This is a genomic window from Pseudomonas sp. MWU13-2105 (assembly GCF_023242315.1).
Classification (GTDB): domain Bacteria; phylum Pseudomonadota; class Gammaproteobacteria; order Pseudomonadales; family Pseudomonadaceae; genus Aquipseudomonas.
In genome coordinates, this window is record NZ_JALLIY010000009.1 from 254,495 (window position 1) to 278,942 (window position 24,448).

The following is a 24,448-nucleotide window of genomic DNA, read 5'->3' on the forward strand; positions in this document are numbered from 1 at the left end:
TTAATAAGTCTGAGCCGAAGGGCTGGTGGCGTTCGCGGCGATGTTGTCGGCCTGGAAACCACCGCCCAGGGCCTGCATCAACTGGATGGAGAAATCGATCTGCTGGGCATTCAGGTCCGCCAGCTGACGTTGGGCCTGCAACAGGGTCTGCTCGATGGTGAGCACGTCCAGGTAGTTGCCGATGCCGGCGCCGTAGCGTTGCAACACGGTGTTATAGGAATCCTGGGCGATATCCGCCGCATGCTGCTGGGCCACGATCTGCTGGCCGAGGGCGCGCAACTGCTGGAGGGTGTCACTGACATCGCCCAGCGCCTGGACCAGGCTCTTGTTGTACTGCGCCACCGCCAGGTCGTAGTCGGCATCCTTGGCATCGAGGCCGGCGCGCAGGCGACCGCCATCGAAAATCGGCAATGAGACGGTCGGCGCAATGCTGAAGAAGCGACTGGCGGAGCCGAACAGGGCGTCGCCCAGCAGCGGTTCGCCACCAGCCGCGGCACTCAGGTTGAGATTGGGATAGAAGCGGGTCTTGCCGGCGGCAATGTCCTTGCTCGCGGCCTCTACGCGCCAGCGTGCGGCCACCAGGTCAGGACGCCGTCCCAGCAGCTCCGCCGGGAGCACCGACGGCAAGGCCACGGCGCTCGGCTGGAGAATCTTCGGTCGGGCAATTTCATTACCGCGATCCGGCCCCTTGCCCAACAATACAGCCAGGGCGACCTTGGCGCTTTGCAGTTTTTTCCCGGCGTCAATCACCTGTTCCTCGGCACTGGCGGCCAGGCTTTCGGTCTGCTGGTACTGGTAGTGACTGTCAATCCCGGAGCTCAGCCGACGCTTGCCCAGGTCCAGCAGTTTGTGGGTGCGCTGCAGGTCATCATTGGCCAGGTCATAGACGATATGCGCCTGCCCCAGATTGCTGTAGGCCCGCGCCACGTCGGCGGCCAGGGTCAGTTGCGCGGCCTGGCGGTCGACTTCGGCGGCACGCGCCTGGCCCAACGCAGCCTCCCAGGCATCACGCTGGCCGCCCCAGAGATCGAAGCTGTAGTTGAAGCTGACACCCAGCTTGCGCACGGTGTCATAGACCCCGCCGCGACCGCTGGGGTCCTGGTCCCGTGCCAGGCGCGAACGACTGACACTGCCGCTGGCATCAAGGGTCGGCATCCGCGCCGCATCGGCGGCATAGGCCGCTGCGCTGGCCTGGTGCGCCCGCGCACTGGCGACCTGCATATCGGGGCTGTCATGCAAGGCTTCGCGAATCAGACCATCGAGTTGCGGATCGCCGAGGCTTTTCCACCAGTCGTTTTTCGGCCAGGCCGCTGGTGACAGGGTCACGCCCTTGAGGGATTGTGCGGCCTTGAGGTTTTTCGCCTCGAGGCTGACGCCTTCGGTGTGCAGGCCGCTGTAGCTGGCGCAACCGGCCAGGAGCATCGACAGGAACACCAGGCTGAAGCCGCTACGCAGGGTTTTACTGCTCATTTTTTTCACCCACCCGCAGCAGGGTGATCGAGTCCCCGGCCGCCAGCAAAATTTTCTTCAGGATGCTTTCCAGAGTCCGCAGCTCTTGCTCGGTGACAGCCCCCGCCAGCTCGTTCATTGCATCGGCACCGATTTCCGGCAAACGGTCGGCGAGAACCTGCCCCTGCGCCGTGAGCACCAGTTGCACCTGGCGCCGATCCCCTTCCGAGCGCCGACGGGCAAGCAGGTCTTTCTGCTCCAGGCGATCAAGCATGCGGGTCATCGAACCGCTGTCCAGAGACAAATGGCGGCACAGCTCGGCCGGGGTATCGACCCCGAACTGGGCCATGATGATCAGTACCTTGAACTGCGCGGCCGTGATGCCGTACGGCACCATATGGGTGTCGATGATCCGGTCCTTGAGCAACGCGGCACGGCCCAGGAGCAGGCCGAGATGGCAGTTGTGAAAGTCGTCCGGGGTGAAATGTTTCATAAGGCCACCAAAAGCTGCTTAGGCAGGGAGTTGTCGAGATATTACTGCCTAGGCAGCTAATGTCAAAGCATTAGTTAGCTGGCTTTTTATTTACCCGATAAAAGGCCAGGTCGCGAATAGATAACTCTAGACACACCTTTGAATTCGATGTTTGATAACGGGGCGGCTAGGATTCCCTGACATACCTGACAAGGAGTCACAGGTGAAAAGCAGGGATTTGATCGCCGAACTGGAGGCCGCTGGCTGGATACTGCAACGAATCAGCGGCAGTCATCATGTTTTCGGCCACCCCGGCAGCCCCCACTCGATCCCCGTGCCGCATCCGAAGAAGGATCTGCCGCTCGGGACCATCAGAAACATCAGAAAACGAGCGGGCTTGCTATGAACCCGTTCAGTCAGGAGACCATCATGCAATATCCCATCGCCATCGAATGGGGTGATGAACACACCGCCATCGGCATCCAGATTCCGGATATTCCGGGTGCCGTGACCGCCGGCGATACCTTCGAGGAGGCGTATAACGCCGCCCTGGAAATCGCCCACATCCTGCTCGAGGAGATCGTTTCGAACGGCCAGCCCGTACCGACGCCATCGCCCTCCTTCACCCATCGGAAAAATCCCGAGTTCGCGGAGATGGGCTGGGGCATGCTGGAAATCGATATCTCGCCCTATCTGGGCAAGACCGAAAAGGTCAACGTGACCCTTCCCGGCTTTGTGATCCAGCGCATCGACCGCTATGTGCGCGACCACCGGATCAAGAGCCGCTCATCGTTCCTCGCGGACGCCGCGCTGGAAAAGCTGGTGCGTACTTAAGCGCCAGCAAAGGCCGGGACACCGCTGTGGAAGCGGAATTCGCCGTCGGGCGACTCGATCAGTTCCTGCTCGACCGCCCGCACCCGCTCGATGACCCGGCCGATGTCCTCGGCGTCGCCATACTGATAAGCCAGCTTCAGGTACCCCTGGAAATGCCGGGCTTCGCTCTTGAGCAAGCCGAAGTAGAACTTGCCAAGCTCTTCGTCCAGGTGTGGCACCAGGGCTTCGAAGCGCTCGCAACTACGAGCCTCGATAAAGGCCCCGACCACCAGGGTATCCACCAGCTTGACCGGTTCGTGGCTACGGACCGCCTTGCGCAGCCCTGAGGCATAACGACCGGCGGACAACTGCCGCAACCCGATCTTGCGCCGCTTCATCAGCCGCATGACCTGCTCGTGGTGCACCAGCTCTTCCCGGGCCAGGCGCGACATCAGGTTGATCAGGTCGACATGGGAATGGTACTTGGCGATCAGGCTCAAGGCGGTACTCGCCGCCTTGAACTCGCAGTTCTTGTGGTCGATCAGCAGCGTTTCCTGATCCGCCAACGCTGCCCGCACCCAGCCTTGCGGGGTCGGACAACCGAGGAACTCGTGGATTTCCGGCAAATTCACAGGAAAGCTCCCGTCATGGGAAAGACTTGGCAGGGGTGCAACACGGGATTAGTCGACATGGGACTCACAAAACCGGGGATCAGGCAGGACAAGGCCGCCGATTATACGGGGCGCGGGGCAGATCGCCAGCCGTCGCCCTTGATATGCATCAAGGTCGCAGTCGGCAGACTGCAACTATAGTTGTACCAAGTCGTCTTCAGCCTTCCCCGGAGCACCCCGACCATGCAAGCCATCCGCAGCATCCTGGTGATACTCGACCCTGACCACGCCCACAGCCTGGCCCTCAACCGCGCCAAGCTGATCGCCGGAGTCACGGATGCGCACCTGCACCTGTTGATGTGCGACCCCAAACAGGACCACAGCGCCCTGCTCAGCCTGCTCAAGAGCCAGTTGCATGACGACGGCTACAGCGCCACGGCCGAGCAGGCCTGGGACAAGACCCTGCACGAGACCATCATTGGCGTGCAACAGGCCGAAGGCTGCGGCCTGGTGATCAAGCAGCACCGCCCCGACAGCCCGCTGAAGAAAGCCCTGCTGACCCCTTCCGACTGGAAACTGCTGCGCTACTGCCCCTCCGCCGTCTTGATGGTCAAGACCGAGACGCCCTGGTCAGGCGGGGTGATTCTCGCGGCGGTGGATGTGGGCAATGCCGATGATGAACACCGGCACCTGCACACCAGTATCATCGATCACGGCTATGACATCGCCAGCCTGGCCAAAGGCCATTTGCACGTCATCAGTGCCCACCCCTCGCCGATGTTGTCGGCCACCGATCCGGTGTATCAGCTCAGGGAAACCATCGAAGGCCGTTATCGCGAGCAATGCCGGGACTTCCAGACACAGTTCGACGTCGATGACGAGCACCTGCATATCAAGGAAGGCCCCGCCGACGTACTGATTCCCCATATGGCCCGCACGCTCGGGGCGGCGGTGACGGTGATCGGCACAGTGGCGCGCACCGGGATCTCAGGGGCGCTGATCGGCAATACCGCAGAAGTGGTGCTCGATGCACTGGAAAGCGATGTGCTGGTGCTCAAACCCCAGGAAATCATCGATCACCTGGTGGAGACGGCACCGCGGCCCTGAAGGTATCAGGCAGCCTTGCCCGCGAAGAGGCCAGAATAGACACCACAACCTCAGGCGCCGTACGCATCCTTGAGGAAGCCCGGGGCGATATAGCGCTGGTAATGCGCCTCGGACAGCAGGAAAAACTCCCGGTCGATGGCATCGCGCAACTCGGGCAGGCCCCAGTCGCGAAACTCCGGCAACAACACCATGCCGTAGGCCTCCAACTGGCTGATCACCCGCGCGCCACGGGCAATCAACTGGTACGCCCAGCAATATTCCGATTGATGGGGCACGAAGCGAATCTTCCGGGCTTCCAGCTGCTGGCGCAGCCTGGGCGGATCGAACACCTCGATCTTGGCCACCATGACCTGGACCAGCAATTGCTCCAGGCGCAGCCACACCGCGCGCTTTTCTTCCTCGTTGTAGCCGTTCCAATGGATGACTTCATGGTGGAAGCGCTTGCAGCCGCGGCACACCAGATCACCGTAAACAGTGGAGCAGAGGCCGACGCAGGGGGTCTTGATGGTCTGATTGGACATGGGCAGGGGGCACGCGGAAAAGCAAAACAGGCCCGCATGTTAGCCCTTTGTCTAACAAGGGTCACCCCCGAACCTGAAGGGCTTAACTTACCTTTCTCTGGAATATGCCGTAGAATCGGCCTGCCTTTTTAGGCGCCAATGTCCGTTGGAAGCTGTTTTCAAAGCGTCACGAGCACAGTTCATCCTAGAGAACGGTGTTGGCGTTGGAATTTCCCCCCGGAAGTCCCCGCGCCAACCCTCATCAGCTCCCGTTCCGCAGGCGTAAAACTTTGAAAACAGCTTCTGTTGGAAAGCGTGGAAACTCTGGCTAAGCGGCTCAAAAAGCCCCGCAGCGCATGAGTGCCGTGCATTTCTGGATGAGCGTCCCGGACACCCATTTGGGACCACTGATGAGGGTAATAACTGTGCTTGAAGCCTACCGCAAACATATCGAAGAGCGTGCAGCACTGGGCATCGTGCCCCAGCCGCTTAACGCCGAACAAACCGCAGGCCTGGTCGAGCTGCTGAAGAATCCCCCGGCTGGCGAAGAAGCTTTCCTCGTTGACTTGATCACCAACCGCGTTCCACCTGGAGTGGACGAAGCGGCCTACGTCAAGGCCGGTTTCCTTTCCGCCCTGGCCAAGGGTGAAGTCAAATCCCCCCTGATCGACAAGAAGCGCGCGGTAGAACTGCTTGGCACCATGCAGGGCGGCTACAACATCGTGACCCTGGTCGAGCTGCTGGACGACGCCGAGCTGGCAGCCGTTGCCGCCGCGCAACTCAAGCACACCCTGCTGATGTTCGATGCGTTCCACGACGTCGCGGAAAAAGCCAAGAAGGGTAACGCTCACGCCAAGGAAGTAATCCAGTCCTGGGCCGACGGCGAGTGGTTCAAGAACCGCCCGGTGCTGGCCGACAAGATCAGCCTGCGCGTATTCAAGGTCACCGGCGAAACCAACACCGACGACCTGTCGCCGGCACCAGACGCCTGGTCGCGTCCGGATATCCCGCTGCACGCCCTGGCCATGCTGAAAATGGCCCGTGACGGTATCGTCCCGGACCAGCAAGGTGCCATCGGCCCGATGAAACAGATCGAGCAGATGCGCAACGACGGCTTCCCGATCGCCTACGTCGGTGACGTGGTCGGTACCGGTTCGTCGCGTAAATCGGCAACCAACTCGGTGCTGTGGTTCTTCGGCGACGACGTCCCCTACGTGCCGAACAAGCGCGCAGGCGGTTTCTGCTTCGGCAGCAAGATCGCCCCGATCTTCTACAACACCATGGAAGATGCCGGCGCACTGCCGATCGAGTTCGACGTTACCAACATGAACATGGGCGACGTGATCGACCTGTACCCGCATGCTGGCAAAGTCACCAAGCACAACAGCGATGAAGTCCTGACCACCTTCGAAATGAAGACCCCGGTCCTGCTCGACGAAGTCCGTGCCGGCGGTCGTATTCCGCTGATCATCGGCCGTGGCCTGACCGAGAAGGCGCGCGCCGAACTGGGCCTGCCACCTTCGACCCTGTTCAAGCTGCCGGAAGCCCCGGCCGAAAGCACCAAGGGCTACACCCTGGCGCAGAAAATGGTCGGCAAGGCCTGCGGCGTGAAAGGCGTTCGTCCTGGCACCTACTGCGAGCCGAAAATGACCACCGTCGGTTCCCAGGACACCACTGGCCCGATGACCCGCGACGAGCTGAAAGACCTGGCCTGCCTGGGTTTCTCCACCGACCTGGTCATGCAGTCGTTCTGCCACACCGCGGCCTATCCGAAGCCGATCGACGTCACCACGCACCACACCCTGCCCGACTTCATCATGACCCGTGGCGGTGTTTCCCTGCGTCCGGGCGACGGTATCATCCACAGCTGGCTGAACCGCATGCTGCTGCCGGACACCGTCGGTACCGGTGGTGACTCCCACACCCGTTTCCCGATCGGCATCTCGTTCCCGGCCGGTTCCGGCCTGGTGGCCTTCGCCGCCGCCACTGGCGTGATGCCACTGGACATGCCGGAATCGATTCTGGTGCGTTTCAAGGGCAAGCTGCAACCAGGCGTCACCCTGCGTGACCTGGTTCATGCCATCCCTTACTACGCCATCCAGAAAGGCCTGCTGACCGTCGAGAAGAAAGGCAAGAAAAACGCCTTCTCCGGCCGCATCCTGGAAATCGAAGGCCTGGAAACCCTGACCGTCGAACAGGCTTTCGAACTGTCCGACGCCTCGGCCGAACGTTCCGCCGCCGGTTGCACCATCAAGCTGTCGAAAGAGTCGATCGCCGAGTACCTGAAGTCGAACATCACCCTGCTGCGCTGGATGATCGGCGAAGGCTACGGCGATGCCCGCACCCTGGAGCGTCGTGCCCTGGCGATGGAAGCCTGGGTCGCCAACCCCGAGCTGCTGGAAGCCGACAAGGACGCCGAATACGCGGAAATCATCGAAATCGACCTGGCCGACGTCAAGGAGCCTGTGCTCTGCGCGCCGAACGACCCGGACGATGCGCGTCTGCTCTCCAGCGTTGCTGGCGAGAAGATCGATGAAGTGTTCATCGGCTCCTGCATGACCAACATCGGCCACTTCCGCGCTGCGGGCAAGTTGCTGGAACAGGTCAAAGGCCAGCTGCCAACCCGTCTGTGGCTGTCGCCGCCGACCAAGATGGACGCTCACCAGTTGACCGAAGAAGGCTACTACGGCATCTACGGCAAGGCTGGCGCACGCATGGAAATGCCGGGCTGCTCGCTGTGCATGGGTAACCAGGCACGGGTAGAACCGAACTCCACCGTGGTCTCGACTTCGACCCGTAACTTCCCGAACCGTCTGGGCGACGGCGCGAACGTCTACCTGGCTTCGGCCGAGCTGGCGTCCGTGGCTTCGATCCTGGGTCGCCTGCCGACCGTCGAGGAATACATGGAGTACGCCGGCAAGATCGACAGCATGGCTGCCGACGTCTACCGCTACCTCAGCTTTGACCAGATCGCCGAGTTCCGTGAAGCCGCGGCGAACGCCAAGATTCCGGTCGTTCAAGCCTAAGCTCCACGCGCAATAGAAAAAGCCCCGACTTGTCGGGGCTTTTTTATGCCTGCTGTCAGCCCAGCGAGCCGGTCAATGTGGTGAGCGGGCTTGCCCGCTCACCACAAGTAAGAAGTACGCTTACTGGCGCACCAGCCGCAGGTTCTGAAATGCGACCTTCTCCGTACTACGATACGGATTGATATCCAACCCACCCCGCCGCACGTAACGCGCATACACCGTCAACTTCTCCGGCTTCAGCAAGCGCTGCAGGTCGAGGAAGATCCGCTCCACGCATTGCTCGTGAAAGTCCGAGTGCTGGCGAAAGCTCACCAGGTACGCCAGCAGGCTGGCGTGATCCAGCGCCGCACCGCGATACTCCACCACCACACTGCCCCAGTCCGGCTGGCTGGTCACCGGGCAATTGGACTTGAGCAAATGACTGTGCACGGCCTCCTCGACCAGCCGCGACGCGTCGCAACGCAGCAGCTCCGGACGCGGATGGGCGTAGTCGCTGACGCTGATCTCCAGGTCGTCGATGCACACGCCCGGCAAGGCAACCAGACCCTCGGCCTGCACCTCGCTCAAACGACGAACCCGCACACCTACCGGCTTGCCGGCGGCAGCCGACAGATCGGCACGCAGCACCGCCTCGAGGCTGGTGCTGTCGACGAACGGCGTCTGGTTCAGGGAGTTGAGGTACAGCTTGAAGGACTTGGACTCGATGATGTTCGGCGAATCCGCCGGGATGCTGAACTCACCGATTGCCACTACCGGCTTGCCGGATGGCAGCAACCAGGACAACTCGAAGCAGTTCCAGAAGTCCACGCCGACATATGGCAAGGTCTCGGCGCTCAGGCCCAGCTCGGCCCATTTGGCCGCCCGTGGAATCGGGAACAACAAGGACGGCGTGTAGGTGGCGATGTACTCACTGGACTTGCCCAGTGGCGAGTGTTCGGCGGCGGGATGCATGACAAAAACCTGACTGAATAAACCTTGTCAGTCTATCGCAATTCACCCGCGCGCACGAAAGCCCTCGACCCGGCCTGGTCAGCTCAAGGCGCGATCTTCAAGGTCCCGACCATCCCCGCCTGGTAATGCCCGGGAATATTGCAGGCAAACTGCAGGTTCCCGGCCTGACTGAAAGTCCAGGTCAACTCGGCGGTCTTGCCCGGTTCCACCAGCACACTGTTGGGATCGTCATGCTTCATTTCATGCCCCATGGCCGCGTGATCCATGCCGGCCATATTCATATCGCCCATCTGCATGCCGGTGGCCGTCAACTGGCCGCCCTGCTGCATCTTGAGCATCTCCTGCTGATGCTCGGCATGTGCCGCCGCGTGCCCCAGGTTGAATTCATGCAACAGATGGCCTTTATTGATCAGCACGAAACGCACGGTTTCACCGGCCTTCACATCCAGCTCCTTGGTACTGAAGGCAATATCGGTCATGGTCACTTCAACAGTGCGCGTGGCCTTGCTCGCCGGGGCGGGCTGGCCGAAGTCGTAGCTGCCCGCAGGTGAGGCCCAGACCGGCAAGCTCAGGACCAGCAAACCGACAAGCAGCAGGCTGTTACGCAAAAACATAGTCACACTCCAACTTCGATGGGCTCCAGATTGTGTGAAACTGTAAGGCCAGGTCGCTGGCATTGAGCTGACCCGCAGATTACAACTTTGTCAGTTTACCCCCCGTCCACCGCGTGCTCGGTATAACGCTCCCGTTCCATTTGCCACGAGTCATCCATGAAACTGCTGATCGTCGAAGACCAACCGAAAACCGGCCAATACCTGCGCCAGGGCCTGAACGAGGCCGGTTTCAACACCGAACTGGTGGCCGACGGCACCACCGGCCAGCACCTGGCCCTGACCGGCGACTACGCACTGCTGATCCTCGACGTCATGCTCCCCGGGCGCGATGGCTGGCAAATCCTCCAGGCTGTGCGCAGTGCCGGCCTGGACATTCCGGTGCTGTTCCTGACCGCCCGCGATGCCGTCGAGGACCGCGTCCATGGCCTGGAACTGGGCGCCGATGACTATCTGGTCAAGCCGTTCGCCTTTTCCGAACTGCTGGCCCGGGTCCGCAGCCTGCTGCGCCGGGGCAGCGCGGCCACCCAGGAAACCAGCCTGCAACTGGCCGACTTGCGCCTGGACCTGATTCGTCGCCGGGTCGAACGGGCCGGACAGCGCATCGACCTGACCGCCAAGGAGTTCGCCCTGCTGGAAATGCTCCTGCGTCGCCAGGGCGAGGTGCTGCCCAAGTCGCTGATCGCGTCGCAGGTCTGGGACATGAATTTCGACAGCGACACCAACGTCATCGAAGTGGCAATCCGCCGCCTGCGCCTGAAGATCGACGACGCGCACAGCCACAAGCTGATCCATACCGTGCGCGGCATGGGTTATGTCCTCGAAGAGCGCAACGCCTGATGCGCCGCCTGTCCCTGGGCAGCCGCCTGGCCCTGCTGTTCGCCGCCTGCACCGCCGTGGTGTCGTTGAGCGCGGGCGTGCTGTTCAACCGCGCCAGCGAATCGCACTTCGTCGAACTCGACCAGCAACTGCTCGACGCCCGCCTGCTAGCGCTGCGTAGCACACTCGCGGGAGTCAGGAACCTCGACGACTTCCAGCAGCACCGCGAACAGTTGCCCGCCGAAATCAACCTGGGTCCGGACCTGGCCTTGCGCGTCAGCGGCAGCGATGGCCAGCGCTGGTTCAATACCGCGAATGCCCCGCCCGGCGACTTGCCGACACAAACGGGGCTGACCAGCCTGCGGATCGAAGGTACCGCCTATCGGGTCTTCAATGCCCCGCTGGAGCCGAACCGGGCCGACTCAGCGCAACTGACCCTGATCCTCGACATCACCCACCACCAGCACTTCCTGCAACGCATGCAGCACCTGATCTGGTTGACGGTCAGCCTCTCGGCCCTGGCCACCGCCGTGCTCGGCGCCTGGGCCGCGCGCAGCGGTTTGCGCCCCTTGCGGCGCATGAGCGAAATCGCCGCCGGGGTCTCGGCCAGTTCGCTGACCCAGCGCCTGCCCGAGGAGCAGATGCCGGCGGAACTAGCGGAGCTGGCGCAGTCGTTCAATGCCATGCTCGCGCGTCTGGACGACTCGTTCCAGCGACTTTCAGCCTTCTCCGCGGATATCGCCCACGAACTGCGCACGCCGCTGTCGAACCTGCTGACCCATACCCAGGTCACCCTGACTCGGCCGCGAAGCCTGGAGGATTACCGCGAAACCCTGCACAGCAACCTCGAAGAGCTGCAATGGATGGCGCAGTTGGTCAACGACATGCTCTACCTGGCCAAGGCAGACCACGGGTTGCTGACGCCCCGCCGCGAGGCGCTCGAGCTGGCCGATGAGGTTGATGCGCTACTGGAGTTCTTTACCCCGCTGGCGGAAGAGAATCGAGTGCGGCTCAAGCGCGAGGGCAAGGCGAGCCTGGCCGGTGATCGCGGCATGCTGCGGCGCGCGCTGTCCAATCTGCTGGACAATGCCTTGCGCTTCACTCCTGAGGAAGGCGAGATCACCGTCAGATTGGAGAATCTGCCGCAGGGCTTGCAGGTCAGCGTCGAGAATACCGGGGAAGGCATTGCGCCGGAATTGTTGCCGCAGCTGTTCGACCGTTTTTACCGGGCCGATCCGGCTCGTCGTGAAGGCAGCAGTGAGCATGCGGGGTTGGGGCTGGCAATTACCCAGTCGATCGTTCGTGCCCATGGTGGGCAGATTCGTTGTGAATCGGAGACGGGCTGGACGCGATTTGTGATCGAGCTACCCAACCCTCACTGACACAACCCCCTTTGTGGCCATCCCGGACTACGAATAACGCAGGGCGTGCGCCGGCTCGATCTTCGCCGCCCGATACGCCGGATACAGCGTTGCCAGGAAGCTGAGGATAAACCCGGCCGAACAGATCAACAGCACATCCCCACCCTGCAACTGCGAGGGCAGGTTACTGACGAAATACACGTCGGAACTGAAGATATGCTGCCCGCTGACCCGCTCGATCCAGCCCACGATCTGGCTGACATTCAGCGCCGCGATCACCCCCAGCACACCACCGATCAGGGTCCCGACAATCCCGATCACCGTACCCTGGACCATGAAGATCGCCATGATCTGCCGCGGCGTGGCGCCGATGGTGCGCAGGATCGCGATGTCCGCGCCCTTGTCGTTCACCACCATGATCAGGGTCGCGATGATATTGAACGCCGCCACCGCGACGATCATCAGTAACAACAGGCCAATCATGGTCTTTTCCATCTTCATGGCACTGAACAGGCTGCCCTGGGTATGGGTCCAGTCATCGGCCTTGAAATCACTGCCCAGGCCCGCGGCGATATCCGTGGACACCTGCGGCGCCGCATACAGGTCCTTCACCGCCAGCCGCACGCTCTGCACCTGATTCGGCTGCCAGTGCTGGATGTCCGCCGCGTCGCTCATATGGATCAGCGCCATGGAGCCATCCAGCTCCGCGCCGACCTTGAACACCCCGACCACGTTCAGACGCTGCAGGCGCGGGGTAATACCACCAGGCTCGGTGCTGGGCTCCGGGACAATCAGGGTCAGCTTGTCGCCGACATTCACCCGGAAGCGCCGCGCGGTGATCTCACCGATCACCACGCCGAACTCGCCCGCTTTCAGATCTTCCAGGCGACCCTGGACAATATGCTGGGCGACAATCGACACCTTGCCTTCCTGGGCCGGATCGACGCCGCTGATCTGGATCGGCTGCATCGAGCCCTTGTAGGAAAGCATGCCGTCCATTTCGGTAAAGGGCACCGCCGCTGTCACTTCGGGGTTCTTCAGCGCCGCGACGGCCACCGGTTGCCAGTCGTCGATGGGCTTGACGCCGACGATGGTGGCGTGGGGCACCATGCCGAGGATCCGCGAACTCATTTCCTTCTGGAAACCGTTCATCACCGACAGCACCACGATCATCGCCAGTACGCCCAGGGCGAGGCCGATCATCGAGGTCATCGAGATAAAAGAGACAAAACGGTTGCGGCGCTTGGCGCGGGTATAGCGCGTGCCGATGAAAATCGATAACGGTCTGAACATTCGCTGCCACCGTAGAAAAATAATCGACCCGCCACCCGCGCAATTCAACGGGTGCAGGTCCTGGCGAATCAGATAGCGACGAGCTTGCCGTCTTCCAGATGCAACACGCGATCCATCTGCCGGGCCAGGTTCATGTCGTGGGTCACCACCAGGAACGCCGTGCGCATCGAGGTGCTGAGCTCCAGCATCAGGTCCTGGATGCCCTGGGCGGTGTGGTGGTCAAGGTTACCGGTGGGCTCGTCGAGCATCACCAATCCCGGTTTGTTCACCAGCGCGCGGGCAATCGCCACGCGTTGGCGCTCGCCGCCGGACAACTCCGACGGCTTGTGCTCCAGGCGATGACCGAGACCGACCCGCTCCAGCAACGCCGTGGCGCGCTGACGCGCCTCGGGAATCGCCGTGCGCCCGATCAGCAGCGGCATGCAGACATTCTCCAGCGCGGTGAACTCGGGCAGCAGATGGTGGAACTGATAGACGAACCCCAGCGAGCGGTTGCGTAGCAGGCCACGGGCTTTCTCGCCCAGGGCGGAAAGCTCCTCGCCGGCCAGCCAGACGCTGCCCCGGGACGGCGTATCGAGACCGCCGAGGAGGTTGAGCAAGGTACTTTTGCCCGACCCCGAACTGCCGACGATCGCCACCCGCTCACCAGCGTGCAGCTCCAGCTGCAGGCCCGCCAGGACCACCACCGATTCAGGGCCTTCCTCGTAGGACTTGCCCAGGTCGCGGCAACTCAGCACTGCTTTTTCACTCATGCCCAACTCACTCATAACGTAGCGCCTCCGCAGGCTGGGTGCGCGCCGCACGCCAGGCTGGATACAGGGTGGCGAGGAAACTCAGGAGCAATGCCGCGCCGCAGACCATCAACACATCCTCGGCCATCAGTTGAGACGGCAGGTAGTCGATGAAATACACGTCGGCATTGAGAAACTTGTGGCCGATCAGGCGCTCGAGGGCGGCAATCGCGGCACTGACGTTCAGCGCGGCGAGGATCCCGAGCAGCGCGCCGATCAGCGTGCCGATCACCCCGATCACGGTGCCCTGGACCATGAAGATCGCCATGATCTGCCCCGGCGTGGCGCCCAGCGTGCGCAGGATGGCGATATCGCCCTTCTTGTCGTTCACCACCATCACCAGGGTCGAGATGATGTTGAACGCCGCCACCGCCACGATCAGCAGCAACAGCAGGCCGATCATGGCCTTTTCCATCTTGATCGCCTGGTACAGGTTGCCGTGGGTCCGGGTCCAGTCACGGGCATAGTAATGGCCATCGCCCAACTGCTGGGCAATCTCCCACGCCGTGCGCGGCGCCTGGAACAGGTCGTCGAACTTCAGGCGCAGGCCCTGGACCTGGTCAGGCTTCCAGCGGTGCAGGCGCGCCAGGTCGTCAAGATTGGTCAGGCCCAGGTAGCCATCCAGCTCACCGGCGCCGACATGGAAGATGCCGACCACGGTGAAGCGCTTCATCCGCGGAAACATACCCGCCGGGGTCACCGTGACTTCCGGAGCGACGAAGGTCAGCTTGTCGCCAAGGCCGACCCCCAGTTTGGTCGCGGCCTTGTCGCCGATGACGATGCCGAAACTGCCGGGAGTCAGCGCATCCAGCTGGCCCTGGCGCATGAACTGGTCAATGATCGAGACCTTGCGCTCCTGCACCGGGTCGATGGCATTGAGGATCACCTTCTGCACCTGACCGTTGTTGGTCAGCAAGCCCTGCATCTGGGTGAACGGCGCAACCGCCAGCACTTTCGGGTTTTTCAGGACCTTGTCGGCCAGCGCCGGCCACTGGCTGATCGGCTCGTCGGACTCGATGGTCGCGTGGGGCACCATGCCCAGCACGCGGGTGCGCATCTCATGATCGAAGCCGTTCATCACCGAGAGCACCACGATCATCACGACCACGCCAAGCGCGAGTCCGATCATCGAAGTCAGGGAAATGAAAGACACAAAATGATTGCGACGCTTTGCACGGGTATAACGCGTGCCAATAAATACGAAGAGTGGTCTGAACATGTCGGGGCTTGTTCGGAGGAAAAGAAGACGTCCTTGTGGCGAGGTGCGGTCAGCGGCTTTACACTCAGACCATCACCTCTGCCCTGGGTTCGCCATGTCGACATTAGATGAAGAAGATCGCCGCGAATACTACCGTATCGAGGACACGATCGCACTGGAAATCCGCCCCCTGTCCGCCCCCGACGCGGCGAGCAAGGAAGTGTTGCAAGATGCTTCGCCACTCTTCAACCTGCTGAGCGAACTGCATCTGAGCGAATTCGAGTCACAACATCTGTTGCGCCAGATCAGCGAGCGCGACCGTAGCCTGACCGCTTTCCTCAAGGCCCAGAACAGGCGTATCGACCTGCTGGGCCAGGTGATGGCCTATTCGGTCCTGGGCGAGTTCGGGGAACTGCAGCGGGTGATCATTTCCGAGGGCGGGCTTGAGTTCGAACACCATATGGCCTATGCCATCGGCAGCCACATCGCGGTCAAGATGGTACTGATGCCCCAGGCGCACGGATTGCTGTTGCGGGCCAAGGTGACCCATTGCGCGCCCCGCAGCTTCGGCACCTTCGATCTCGGCACCGAATTCGAAGCATTGACCGACGCCCAACGCCAGTTGCTGGCGCGGCATATCCTGCAGAAACAGGCACAGGTGCGACGCCAGGCCCGGGAACAGAACGGCACCGAGGCCAGCTGAGCCCTTGCGGCGGCTGCCAGCCCATCGTATTAACCTTGCAGCAGTATTTCCCCCTGAAGGAGCAGTCGTGACTCTGATTTATGGCCATCGTGGCGCCAAAGGCGAAGCACCGGAAAACACCCTGACCAGTTTCCAGGAATGCCTCAAGCACGGCGTACGCCGTTGCGAACTGGACCTGCACCTGTCCATGGACGGTGAACTGATGGTCATCCATGACCCGACCCTCAAGCGCACCACCGACCGCCGCGGCAAGGTGGTCGAGCACTCCGCCGCCGAACTGGTGACCTATGATGCGCGCCAGGGCGGTCCGGGCTGGATCAAGCCCTGCCCGATTCCACGCCTGGAAGAATTGTTCGAACAGTGCGATTTCGAGCACTGGCAACTGGAAGTCAAGAGCGCCTCGCGCACCCGGGCGGCGACCACTGTGCTGGCGATCCGCGAAATGGCCCAGCGTTTCGGCCTGCTGGACAAGGTCACCGTCACCTCCAGCTCCCGGGAAGTGCTCAAGGCGGCCCTGGAACTGACCCCGGACCTGTCACGCGGGCTGGTAGCCGAATACGCCTGGCTCGACCCGTTGAAGGTCGCCCAGAGTTATGGCTGCGAGATTCTGGCGTTGAACTGGACACTCTGCACCCCGGAACGCCTGATCAAGGCTCAGCGCCAGGGTCTGCATGTGTCGGTGTGGACGGTCAACGAGCCGGCGCTGATGCGCCGGCTCGCCGACTTCGGCGTCGATAGCCTGATTACAGACTTTCCCGGTTTGGCCACTGCCACACTTGGGAAAGGCTGAAATCGGTCTCCCCGGCCGGCTCAGGCCACCGGCCGGAGCCACTCAAAAAAGCCGGTTGAGGCCATCGTAAGCGGCTACCCGATAGGCTTCGGCCATGGTCGGGTAGTTGAAGGTGGTGTTGACGAAGTACTTCAGGGTGTTGTTCTCGCCCGGCTGGTTCATGATCGCCTGACCGATGTGCACGATCTCCGACGCCTGATAGCCGAAGCAGTGCACACCCAGCACTTCCAGGGTTTCACGGTGGAACAGGATCTTCAGCATGCCTTGCGGCTCGCCGGCGATCTGCGCCCGGGCCATGCTCTTGAAGAAGGCCTTGCCCACTTCGTAAGGCACCTTGGCCTTGGTCAGTTCATGCTCGTTCTTGCCGATCGAGCTGATCTCCGGAATGGTGTAGATCCCGGTCGGTACGTCGTTGACATAACGCCAGCTGCCGTCGTCGACAATGCTCCCCGCCGCCGAACGCCCCTGGTCGTGCGCCGCACTGGCCAGGCTCGGCCAACCGATCACATCGCCCGCACCGTAGATGTTCGGCACACAGGTGCGATAGTTCTCGTCGACTTCGATCTGGCCGCGGCTGTTGACCTTGACCCCGATGTTTTCCATGCCCAGCTTGTCGGTGTTGCCGGTACGACCGTTGCACCAGAGCAAGGCGTCGGCCTTGATCTTCTTGCCGGACTTGAGGTGCAGGATCACCCCGTTGTCCAGGCCTTCAACCCGGTCGTACTCCTCGTTATGGCGCACGGTGATGTTGTTGTTGCTGAAGTGGTAGCTCAGCGCCTGGGAAATTTCCGAGTCGAGGAAGCTGAGCAACTGGTCGCGGTTGTCCACCAACTCCACCAGTACCCCGAGACCACTGAAGATCGAGGCGTACTCACAGCCGATCACCCCGGCACCATAGATGATCAGCTTGCGCGGCGTGTGGCCGAGGCTGAGGATGGTGTCGCTATCGTAGATACGCGGGTGGTGGAAGTCGATATCGGCCGGGCGATACGGCCGCGAGCCGGTGGCGATGATGATGTGCTTGGCCACCAGTTTCTCGACCACGCCGTTGGAGCAGACCACTTCGATGGTCTGCTCGTCGGCGAAGCTGCCGGTGCCGAAGAACAGGTCAACCCGGTTGCGGGCGTAGAAGCCGGTGCGCGAAGCGACCTGCTTGGCGATGACCTTCTCCGCGCTTTTCAGCACGTCCGGAAAGGAAAACCAGCGCGGCTCACCAATGGCCCGGAACATCGGGTTGGTGTTGAACTGCATGATCTGCCGGACCGAGTGACGCAAGGCCTTGGACGGGATGGTCCCCAGGTGGGTGCAGTTACCGCCGACCTGGCGACGGCTGTCGACCATCGCCACCTTGCGCCCCGCTTTCGCGGCGTTCATTGCCGCGCCTTCACCAGCCGGGCCGGAACCCAGTACCACTACGTCGTAGTTGTAGACAGCCATGCGTACTCCTCAGAACAGGCCGAGGCACCCCTCTGGCACCTGCGGCTAAATCATGTCGCGGCCAGCGACATGAAGGATCAAATCTCGGTGTGCAGTCTATAGAAGCTTCAACGCCGCGCACATTAACCCTTGGTCGCGTCGTAGGCCAGCTTTGCCTGCACTACATGTTATGCCCGTCACCCTTGGCCAGGCGCTCGAACGCCTGGTTTGTCCGTGTGACGAAACCTGTATCGGCACGCATCACAAAAAATGCGCCGATGCCGTGTTTTTCCGCGTAATCCCAACCGCGCTCGGGCCCCAGTATCAACAGCAGGGTCGACAAGCCATCGGCCATCAGCGTCGACGGATGAATCACCGTGACCGAGGCCAGGTTGTGGGTAATCGGCGCGCCAGTCAGGGCGTCGAAGGTATGCGAATAACGCTTGCCGTCTTGTTCGAAATAATTACGGTAGTCACCCGAGGTGGAAACGCCATAACCGTCGAGGGCGATGACCCGTTGCGCCACTTGCTGGTCATCCCGAGGCACCTCCAGGGCGATGCGCCAGGGACTGCCATCGGGTTTCTTGCCCACGGCCTTCAGTTCGCCGGTGGCCTCGGCGAGAAAGCTGTCGAGGCCCAGCGCTTTCAAACGGTCGACGATACGGTCCACCGTGTACCCCGCCGCGATGCTGTTGAAGTCCACCTCCACCGCGGCATCCTTGCACAGCTGATCGCCGTCGATACGCAGGTAGTGGTGGCCGACGCGCTGACGCACCTCAGCCAGTTGCGCCGCGTCCGGCACCTTCTCCTCACGCCCCTGCGGGCCAAACCCCCAGAGGTTCATCAACGGCTCGACCGTCAGGTCATAGGCACCGTCGCTGTCCCGCGACAGCTGCTCGCCGACCCGGACCAGCTCCAGGATCGCGGCCGGCATGACCTGGCAACTGTGGGCCGGCAGCTCGTTGAAACGCTCGATAACCGAGTCGCCGCGATAGGTCGACATCTGCCCGTCGACCTCGGCCAGGATCGCCTCGACCGCGGGCCGGACCTCGGCGACCGCCGGGCCAGCGGCATGCCGAACGTACTGGATGGAATAGGTACTGCCCATGGTCGGGCCGCCGAACTGCTCCAGCGAGTCGGTGTTGCCGCAACCGGCGAGCAGGGCAAAGGCGCCGCCCAGTACCAGGGGTCGTAACAAAGGCATGGCAGCTTGTGGATTTGACATGATTGGCGGGAAGGCTCTTTCCGAGGTTGACCATTATGCGTCAGACAGCCGCCTGCCTATCAGCAAGCTTCGGATCAGCCACCCAAACGCCCGCGGGAAGCCGTCTAGATCAAGGGTTGTGCCACTTAGCCAGCAGGCTAGGTTTTTTGTTGCCTGATGACCTTATTACACATATCGTTACAAAACTGTTCTGCCAGCGTGCGTATGCCTGAAAGGTGCAGTGAGGACGAGCAAAGACGACGGATTGCTTATAAGACAGACAAAGTGAGTAAATAAAATGGCCTCGAATACGGGCAAGGGCAAGGCGATTTTTCGTGTTGTCAGCGGCAACTTCCTTGAAATGTTCGACTTCATGGTTTACGGCTTTTATGCCACGGCCATCGCTAAAACCTTCTTCCCCAACGACAGCGCCTTCGCGTCCCTGATGCTCTCGCTGGCCACCTTCGGTGCCGGCTTCCTGATGCGTCCACTGGGTGCGATTTTCCTCGGTGCCTATATTGACCGCCATGGTCGTCGCCAAGGCCTGATCATCACCCTGGCGCTGATGGCTGCAGGTACGGTGCTGATCGCCTGTGTCCCGGGCTATTCGACCCTCGGCGTGGCCGCACCACTGCTGGTATTGCTCGGGCGGCTGCTGCAAGGCTTCTCCGCCGGCGTTGAACTGGGTGGCGTCTCGGTCTACCTGGCCGAGATCTCGACCCCGGGCCGCAAGGGCTTTTTCGTCAGCTGGCAGTCCGCCAGCCAACAGGCCGCGGTGGTCTTCGCCGGTCTGCTGGGCGTGGGTCTCAACCACTGGCTGAGCCCCGAGCAGATGGGTGACTGGGGCTGGCGCGTGCCGTTCCTGGTGGGCTGCATGATCGTTCCGGCGATTTTCATCATCCGTCGCTCGCTGGAAGAAACACCTGAGTTCCAGGCACGCAAACATCGTCCGAGCCTGTCGGAAGTGATGCGCTCAATCGGTCAGAATTTCGGCCTGGTACTGGCAGGCACGGCACTGGTGATCATGACCACCGTGTCCTTCTATCTGATCACCGCCTACACCCCGACCTTCGGCAAGGCTGAGCTGCACCTGTCGGACTTCGACGCCCTGCTGGTGACCGTGTGCATCGGTCTGTCGAACTTCTTCTGGCTGCCGGTGATGGGTGCGCTGTCCGACAAGATCGGGCGCAAGCCGTTGCTGCTGGCGGCGACCATCCTGGCAATCCTCACGGCGTATCCGGTGCTGTCCTGGCTGGTATCGGCGCCAAGCTTCAGTCACCTGCTGATCGCCTTGCTGTGGTTGTCGTTCCTCTACGGCTCCTACAACGGTGCCATGGTCGTGGCCCTGACCGAGATCATGCCGGTCGAAGTGCGGACCACCGGTTTCTCCCTGGCCTACAGCCTGGCGACGGCGACCTTCGGCGGCTTTACCCCGGCGGTCTGTACCTACCTGATCCATGTGCTGGACAACAAGGCGGCACCGGGTATCTGGCTCAGTGCCGCGGCGGTACTGGGGTTGATCGCGACCCTGGTGCTGTTCCGTGGCAACAAGCATGAACTGCGCACCGCGCAGATGGCCGTGTCCAGCCGCGGCTGAGCAGACGCCCTCCCCCGCCAGCAAACGCCTGCCATGTGCCGGCGCTTGCTGGTCACCTCGCGCGCGGTACGGACGCCGCGCGGCGGTTTGCCAGGGGCTCCATCACGGCCCCGACCTTGGCGGTTGCGCCACACGCTGCTCACCGGCGACCTTCAACGACTGGCTCCAACCCCCTCCCAGGGCCTTGTACAGGTTCACCTGATTGATCTCCCGTGCCAGCTCCAACTGCGACCATTTCTGCTGTGCCTCGAATAACGAGCGATGGGCATCCATGGTCGAGAAGTAGCTGTCCATACCCGCCTCGAAACGCAAGCGTGACTGGCGATAGGCCGCCTGGTAATCCTCCACCAGGCGCTTCTGCGCCGCCACCTGGACGAGCATCTCCTGGCGCGCATTGAGCGCATCGGCAGCCTCGCGAAAGGCATTCTGCACCGTCGCCTCATAGGCCGCGGCGCGACCATCGAAGCGGGCATGCGCGCCATCCACCTGGGCCCGGCGGGCACCACCGTCGATCAGCGTCAGGGAGCCGCTCAGGGCGGTCGACCAGAACTGCGCCGGGGCGCTGAGCAAGCGGGAAAAATCGCCACTCAGGCTGCCCAGCGCCGACGTCAGGGAAAAGGTCGGGAAGTAGGCGCTACGCGCCGCGCCTATGTCCGCATTGGCCGCCCGCAGCAAAGCTTCGGCCGCCATGATGTCGGGACGCCGGGTCATCAAGGACGATGGCAGCCCGGCAGGCACATCGGCGGTGGCCAGGGACTCGCCCAACACTCCGTCAGGCAACAAGGCCGCGGGCACCGGCTGCCCGACCAGGACCCGCAGGGCGTTCATGTTCTGCGCCACTTGCATGCGGTAGGTGTTGATCTGCACCGCCGCGGTATTGGTTTGCGCATCGGCCTGGTGCACGTCGATCTGCGCGCTGGAGCCCAGGTTGTAGCTCTTGCGCAGCAACTGCCCATAGTTGTTCTGGGTTTCGTAGGTGGTCTGGGCCAGATCCAGCAGGTTCTGGCTGGCCTTGAGGCTCAACCAGGTACTGGCGACTTCGCCGATCAGCGCCAACCGGGCCGTCTGGTAATCTGCTTCGGAGGCTTCGAAGCGAGCGCCGGCGGCGCTTCTCTGGCTACGTATGCGCCCGAACAGATCCAGTTCGTAAGAGGTGAAGCCGGCTGTCGCCTGGAAGGTATTGGCGATACTGCCCGCGCTGTCGCCACCGCCCGGCGTGCGCACCAGCGGCGGCAACTTGCTACGCCCGGCATAGGTATCTACGCCGATCGACGGGAACAACGCCGACTGCGCCCCGGCATAGCCGGCCCGGGCTTCTTCCACACTGGCGGCGAACTGGCGCAGGCCACGATTGTTGGCCAGCGCCAGCTCGATCAGGCTACGCAGCCGCTGATCGACGATAAATCCATGCCAATCGTGATCGAACGCCTCCTTGGCCGCACAGCAGGAGCCCGTCGAACTGGCCGGCCACTGCTGGTCGATCGGCGCATCCGGCTTCTGGTAGGCGGGCTCCAGCGAACAAGCGCCGAGCAGCAGCAGGGACAGCAGACAAGTCGAAGGTACGCAACGGTTCATGATCCACCTCTATCAACGCAAGCCGAACAAAGCCCGCAAGGGTGAAAGCAGGGCATCCCAGAGGCCACCACGGGCTCCAGCCACCGGCGACAGGGGCTGTTTGCGCAAGCGCAGCGCCGCCGTTCGATAACTCGGCAGCCCGTCATAGGACGGACTTTTCGAGCTCCGGGAGAATGACCGCGGCGCTCGCCGCTCCCCCAGCAACGAACGGCGCAACAGGGTGCCAAAGGCCATCGCCGGCTCGGCCTTGCTGGTCACATTGACACTGGCGTCACTGAACAGCCGGGCGATAAGGCGCTGGCGCTGGCGCTCATCAAGCTCGACAAAACGCAACCCCAGGCGATCACGACCCTGGTTGCGCATGACCTCCACCCCGAACCAACCCAGCGAGCGGATCCACACCTGGCCACGCACACCCGGCTTGATCGAAGCGGCCAGGCTGCAAGACAAGCAGAGCCCGCTGACTGAAATATCCACCAGCCGCGCCGCAAAGGTTTTCGTCCCCAGGCGCAAGCCGGTGGCCTCATCGAAGGGAAAGCGTTCTTCGCCATGTAGCCGCGGCCGGTCAACACAGGCCACCAGCGTCGCCAGGTTGTAGATCAGCGCGACCACGGTCCAGCACAGGTTGAACAACATGTTGCCGTCGAAGGCCGCGGCCGTGGCGATGGCGATGAACGCGCCAACCTGGGAAAACAGGATCAACCCCAGAAAGAATCCGAACAGCTTCCAGTGGATCAGGGTACGGGTGCGATCGAGGCCTTTGGCAGTCACCTTGAAGGGGCGGCCGAACGGACGGACCATGGCACTGGCAATCGTCGCGGTGACCGCCAGGGCCGCGACGATCTGCGTGACTTCGGTAAACACCGGCAGGGTCCGGCGGGCCGTGACCCAGGTGCCATACCCCCAGAAGGCGATCAGTGCCGGCATGCCAAAAGCCAGGAAATCCACAGGTTTGGCATAGAACCCGGCAATGCCGAAGTACCAATAGAGCACGGGCGACACCAGCAACATCAGGATGAAAGGCTTGGAGAACCAGTGCATCAGACCGTGCAGATAGTGCAGGCGGTCATTGAGGCTGTAGCCACGACCACGCAGCGGCCCTTCCCGCAACAGCGCGACCTGAAGGGTCCCCAGGCACCAGCGCGCACGCTGGTTGATGTACTCGGTCAAGCCTTCGGCCGACAAGCCGATGGACAGCCGTTCATTGAGCCAGCGGGTCACATAGCCTTGCTGCAACAGGCGGCAGGTGGTGTAGATGTCCTCGCAGACCGAGCCGGTGGGGAAACCGCCGATGCGGGTAATCAGGTCGCGCCGCACCACAAAGGAGGTGCCCACGCAAAACGCCGCGTCCCAGCCGTCCCTGGCCGGCTGGAAGACATCGAAGAAGACTCGCTGCTCGTCCACCCAGCAGTCGGACGAGCCCAGGTTGTGCTGGATCGGATCCGGGTTGTAGTAGAACTGCGGGGTCTGTACCAGGCCCACCCGGGGATCCTCGAACAAGCCGAGGATGCGCATCAGGATCGGTTGCTGAGCGGCGAAGTCGGCGTCCAGCACCAGGATGTACGGCGCATTGCTGCTGGCCGCCGACTGGCGCAGCCCATTGTTCAGGTTGCCGGCCTTGGCGTGGGTATTGTCTGCACGCCGGGCGTATTGCACCCCGGCCTCGGCGCAATAGTCGCGCAACCAGTCGCGCCGGGTATCGTCGAGCACCCAGACGGTGAAGTTGGGGTAGTCGATGGCCTGGGCAGCAAGAATGGTCTTTTCGAGGATATCCAGGCCCTCGTTGTAGGTGGCGATAAACACATCCACTGCCGGCACGTCGTTCCCCGCCGCGCGCAAGCGACGCTCGCCGGCATCGGCGCTGGCGCGGTGATCGCTGCGACAGAGCATGACAATAATGGAAAACAGCGTGTAACCAATGGCCATCATCTCGAAAAACAGAAAGGTGTAGGCCCAGACCACGGCAAATCCGCCCTGACCGTCGGGCAAGGTGTCGCGGATGCGCCAGGCGGCGTAATTGATCAGCAACAAGGCGGTGATCGCCCCAAAACCAGCGCGGGCGCCCCACTGCTCACGCCGGGTCAGGCAACTGAAGAGAATCACCACCGCCAGGGTCCAGAAATTGATTTGCACAAGCTGCAACGGGTCGAGTGCCTGCATG

Annotated in this window: 22 protein-coding genes; 9 read left to right on the forward strand and 13 right to left on the reverse strand. The window is 62.2% G+C overall.

All coding sequences use genetic code 11. From position 1 onward, the window contains the following. Both M5B96_RS15535 and M5B96_RS15540 read right to left on the reverse strand, forming a co-directional pair. Complete coding sequence (locus M5B96_RS15535) at positions 1–1,470, reverse strand: efflux transporter outer membrane subunit (RefSeq protein WP_248797575.1); 1,470 nt, start codon at positions 1,468–1,470, stop codon at positions 1–3. Beyond that, complete coding sequence (locus M5B96_RS15540; RefSeq protein ID WP_248797576.1) at positions 1,460–1,942, reverse strand: MarR family winged helix-turn-helix transcriptional regulator; 483 nt, start codon at positions 1,940–1,942, stop codon at positions 1,460–1,462. The genes M5B96_RS15535 and M5B96_RS15540 overlap by 11 nt, the downstream gene beginning before the upstream one ends. Before the next feature lie 202 nt (positions 1,943–2,144). Here M5B96_RS15540 and M5B96_RS15545 point away from each other — a divergent pair, with 202 nt between their 5' ends. Next, positions 2,145–2,327, forward strand: a complete 183-nt coding sequence (locus M5B96_RS15545; RefSeq protein ID WP_248797577.1) for a type II toxin-antitoxin system HicA family toxin — start codon at positions 2,145–2,147, stop codon at positions 2,325–2,327. A gap of 23 nt (positions 2,328–2,350) precedes the next feature. Beyond that, the gene (locus M5B96_RS15550) at positions 2,351–2,755 is read left to right on the forward strand and encodes a type II toxin-antitoxin system HicB family antitoxin (RefSeq protein ID WP_248797578.1); all 405 of its coding nucleotides are present in this window, start codon (positions 2,351–2,353) and stop codon (positions 2,753–2,755) included. On the opposite strand, the gene M5B96_RS15555 is transcribed toward M5B96_RS15550, so the two are convergent. Continuing rightward, the gene (locus M5B96_RS15555; protein ID WP_248797579.1) at positions 2,752–3,366 is read right to left on the reverse strand and encodes a tRNA-(ms[2]io[6]A)-hydroxylase; all 615 of its coding nucleotides are present in this window, start codon (positions 3,364–3,366) and stop codon (positions 2,752–2,754) included. The two genes, M5B96_RS15550 and M5B96_RS15555, sit on opposite strands and share 4 nt — an antisense overlap. A gap of 222 nt (positions 3,367–3,588) precedes the next feature. On the opposite strand from M5B96_RS15555, the gene M5B96_RS15560 reads away from it, so the two are divergent. Then, positions 3,589–4,452, forward strand: a complete 864-nt coding sequence (locus M5B96_RS15560; RefSeq protein WP_248797581.1) for a universal stress protein — start codon at positions 3,589–3,591, stop codon at positions 4,450–4,452. A 50-nt stretch (positions 4,453–4,502) separates the two neighbouring features. Here M5B96_RS15560 and M5B96_RS15565 read toward each other — a convergent pair whose 3' ends face one another. Then, complete coding sequence (locus tag M5B96_RS15565; protein ID WP_248797583.1) at positions 4,503–4,973, reverse strand: DUF1289 domain-containing protein; 471 nt, start codon at positions 4,971–4,973, stop codon at positions 4,503–4,505. Between the two features lie 404 nt (positions 4,974–5,377). Here M5B96_RS15565 and acnB point away from each other — a divergent pair, with 404 nt between their 5' ends. Continuing rightward, positions 5,378–7,978 carry a bifunctional aconitate hydratase 2/2-methylisocitrate dehydratase gene (gene acnB / locus M5B96_RS15570; protein WP_248797633.1) on the forward strand — a complete coding sequence of 867 codons (2,601 nt, stop codon included), beginning with the start codon at positions 5,378–5,380 and terminating at the stop codon, positions 7,976–7,978. Positions 7,979–8,098: 120 nt separating this feature from the next. Here acnB and queF read toward each other — a convergent pair whose 3' ends face one another. After that, positions 8,099–8,929 (reverse strand): NADPH-dependent 7-cyano-7-deazaguanine reductase QueF, encoded by an 831-nt coding sequence (gene queF / locus M5B96_RS15575; protein WP_248797585.1) that lies wholly within the window; start codon positions 8,927–8,929, stop codon positions 8,099–8,101. Positions 8,930–9,012: 83 nt separating this feature from the next. Then, positions 9,013–9,543: a plastocyanin/azurin family copper-binding protein gene (locus M5B96_RS15580; RefSeq protein ID WP_248797586.1), complete on the reverse strand. Its 531-nt coding sequence runs from the start codon at positions 9,541–9,543 to the stop codon at positions 9,013–9,015. 156 nt (positions 9,544–9,699) lie between these two features. Here M5B96_RS15580 and M5B96_RS15585 point away from each other — a divergent pair, with 156 nt between their 5' ends. Beyond that, positions 9,700–10,380 (forward strand): heavy metal response regulator transcription factor, encoded by a 681-nt coding sequence (locus tag M5B96_RS15585; RefSeq protein ID WP_248797587.1) that lies wholly within the window; start codon positions 9,700–9,702, stop codon positions 10,378–10,380. After that, entirely contained in the window at positions 10,380–11,741 is a 1,362-nt protein-coding gene (locus tag M5B96_RS15590; protein WP_318654841.1) for a heavy metal sensor histidine kinase, read from the forward strand. The genes M5B96_RS15585 and M5B96_RS15590 overlap by 1 nt, the downstream gene beginning before the upstream one ends. A gap of 27 nt (positions 11,742–11,768) precedes the next feature. On the opposite strand, the gene M5B96_RS15595 is transcribed toward M5B96_RS15590, so the two are convergent. From M5B96_RS15595 to M5B96_RS15605, 3 genes are all read right to left on the reverse strand, one after another. After that, on the reverse strand, positions 11,769–13,013 hold the full coding sequence (locus tag M5B96_RS15595) for a lipoprotein-releasing ABC transporter permease subunit (protein ID WP_248797588.1): 1,245 nt from the start codon (positions 13,011–13,013) through the stop codon (positions 11,769–11,771). A 68-nt stretch (positions 13,014–13,081) separates the two neighbouring features. Continuing rightward, entirely contained in the window at positions 13,082–13,765 is a 684-nt protein-coding gene (gene lolD / locus M5B96_RS15600; protein ID WP_248797589.1) for a lipoprotein-releasing ABC transporter ATP-binding protein LolD, read from the reverse strand. A 7-nt stretch (positions 13,766–13,772) separates the two neighbouring features. Beyond that, positions 13,773–15,023, reverse strand: a complete 1,251-nt coding sequence (locus M5B96_RS15605) for a lipoprotein-releasing ABC transporter permease subunit (protein ID WP_248797591.1) — start codon at positions 15,021–15,023, stop codon at positions 13,773–13,775. A 94-nt stretch (positions 15,024–15,117) separates the two neighbouring features. On the opposite strand from M5B96_RS15605, the gene M5B96_RS15610 reads away from it, so the two are divergent. Then, positions 15,118–15,705 (forward strand): PilZ domain-containing protein, encoded by a 588-nt coding sequence (locus tag M5B96_RS15610; RefSeq protein WP_248797592.1) that lies wholly within the window; start codon positions 15,118–15,120, stop codon positions 15,703–15,705. A 67-nt stretch (positions 15,706–15,772) separates the two neighbouring features. Continuing rightward, positions 15,773–16,495, forward strand: a complete 723-nt coding sequence (locus M5B96_RS15615; protein WP_100939189.1) for a glycerophosphodiester phosphodiesterase — start codon at positions 15,773–15,775, stop codon at positions 16,493–16,495. 42 nt (positions 16,496–16,537) lie between these two features. On the opposite strand, the gene sthA is transcribed toward M5B96_RS15615, so the two are convergent. Both sthA and M5B96_RS15625 read right to left on the reverse strand, forming a co-directional pair. After that, complete coding sequence (gene sthA / locus M5B96_RS15620; protein ID WP_177092416.1) at positions 16,538–17,932, reverse strand: Si-specific NAD(P)(+) transhydrogenase; 1,395 nt, start codon at positions 17,930–17,932, stop codon at positions 16,538–16,540. Positions 17,933–18,092: 160 nt separating this feature from the next. Further along, complete coding sequence (locus M5B96_RS15625; protein ID WP_248797593.1) at positions 18,093–19,115, reverse strand: FAD:protein FMN transferase; 1,023 nt, start codon at positions 19,113–19,115, stop codon at positions 18,093–18,095. Positions 19,116–19,413: 298 nt separating this feature from the next. Here M5B96_RS15625 and M5B96_RS15630 point away from each other — a divergent pair, with 298 nt between their 5' ends. Next, complete coding sequence (locus M5B96_RS15630; RefSeq protein ID WP_248797598.1) at positions 19,414–20,712, forward strand: MFS transporter; 1,299 nt, start codon at positions 19,414–19,416, stop codon at positions 20,710–20,712. A gap of 102 nt (positions 20,713–20,814) precedes the next feature. Here M5B96_RS15630 and M5B96_RS15635 read toward each other — a convergent pair whose 3' ends face one another. Together M5B96_RS15635 and M5B96_RS15640 are read right to left on the reverse strand one after the other, a co-directional pair. After that, positions 20,815–22,287, reverse strand: coding sequence for an efflux transporter outer membrane subunit (locus M5B96_RS15635; RefSeq protein ID WP_248797603.1), 1,473 nt, complete (start codon positions 22,285–22,287; stop codon positions 20,815–20,817). A gap of 12 nt (positions 22,288–22,299) precedes the next feature. Then, complete coding sequence (locus M5B96_RS15640; RefSeq protein WP_248797605.1) at positions 22,300–24,447, reverse strand: glycosyltransferase family 2 protein; 2,148 nt, start codon at positions 24,445–24,447, stop codon at positions 22,300–22,302. Position 24,448 lies beyond the last annotated feature (1 nt).

Bases quoted from the DNA above. Each gene is read 5' to 3' on its own strand.
- M5B96_RS15640 (WP_248797605.1), bottom strand. From the start codon at position 24,447: ATGCAGGCACTCGACCCGTTGCAGCTTGTGCAAATCAATTTCTGGACC.
- M5B96_RS15635 (WP_248797603.1), bottom strand. From the start codon at position 22,287: ATGAACCGTTGCGTACCTTCGACTTGTCTGCTGTCCCTGCTGCTGCTC.
- M5B96_RS15625 (WP_248797593.1), bottom strand. From the start codon at position 19,115: ATGCCTTTGTTACGACCCCTGGTACTGGGCGGCGCCTTTGCCCTGCTC.
- M5B96_RS15610 (WP_248797592.1), top strand. From the start codon at position 15,118: ATGTCGACATTAGATGAAGAAGATCGCCGCGAATACTACCGTATCGAG.
- queF (WP_248797585.1), bottom strand. From the start codon at position 8,929: ATGCATCCCGCCGCCGAACACTCGCCACTGGGCAAGTCCAGTGAGTAC.
- M5B96_RS15540 (WP_248797576.1), bottom strand. From the start codon at position 1,942: ATGAAACATTTCACCCCGGACGACTTTCACAACTGCCATCTCGGCCTG.
- M5B96_RS15585 (WP_248797587.1), top strand. From the start codon at position 9,700: ATGAAACTGCTGATCGTCGAAGACCAACCGAAAACCGGCCAATACCTG.
- M5B96_RS15560 (WP_248797581.1), top strand. From the start codon at position 3,589: ATGCAAGCCATCCGCAGCATCCTGGTGATACTCGACCCTGACCACGCC.
- sthA (WP_177092416.1), bottom strand. From the start codon at position 17,932: ATGGCTGTCTACAACTACGACGTAGTGGTACTGGGTTCCGGCCCGGCT.
- M5B96_RS15580 (WP_248797586.1), bottom strand. From the start codon at position 9,543: ATGTTTTTGCGTAACAGCCTGCTGCTTGTCGGTTTGCTGGTCCTGAGC.
- M5B96_RS15630 (WP_248797598.1), top strand. From the start codon at position 19,414: ATGGCCTCGAATACGGGCAAGGGCAAGGCGATTTTTCGTGTTGTCAGC.
- M5B96_RS15565 (WP_248797583.1), bottom strand. From the start codon at position 4,973: ATGTCCAATCAGACCATCAAGACCCCCTGCGTCGGCCTCTGCTCCACT.
- M5B96_RS15550 (WP_248797578.1), top strand. From the start codon at position 2,351: ATGCAATATCCCATCGCCATCGAATGGGGTGATGAACACACCGCCATC.
- M5B96_RS15605 (WP_248797591.1), bottom strand. From the start codon at position 15,023: ATGTTCAGACCACTCTTCGTATTTATTGGCACGCGTTATACCCGTGCA.
- lolD (WP_248797589.1), bottom strand. From the start codon at position 13,765: ATGAGTGAAAAAGCAGTGCTGAGTTGCCGCGACCTGGGCAAGTCCTAC.
- M5B96_RS15535 (WP_248797575.1), bottom strand. From the start codon at position 1,470: ATGAGCAGTAAAACCCTGCGTAGCGGCTTCAGCCTGGTGTTCCTGTCG.
- M5B96_RS15590 (WP_318654841.1), top strand. From the start codon at position 10,380: ATGCGCCGCCTGTCCCTGGGCAGCCGCCTGGCCCTGCTGTTCGCCGCC.
- M5B96_RS15595 (WP_248797588.1), bottom strand. From the start codon at position 13,013: ATGTTCAGACCGTTATCGATTTTCATCGGCACGCGCTATACCCGCGCC.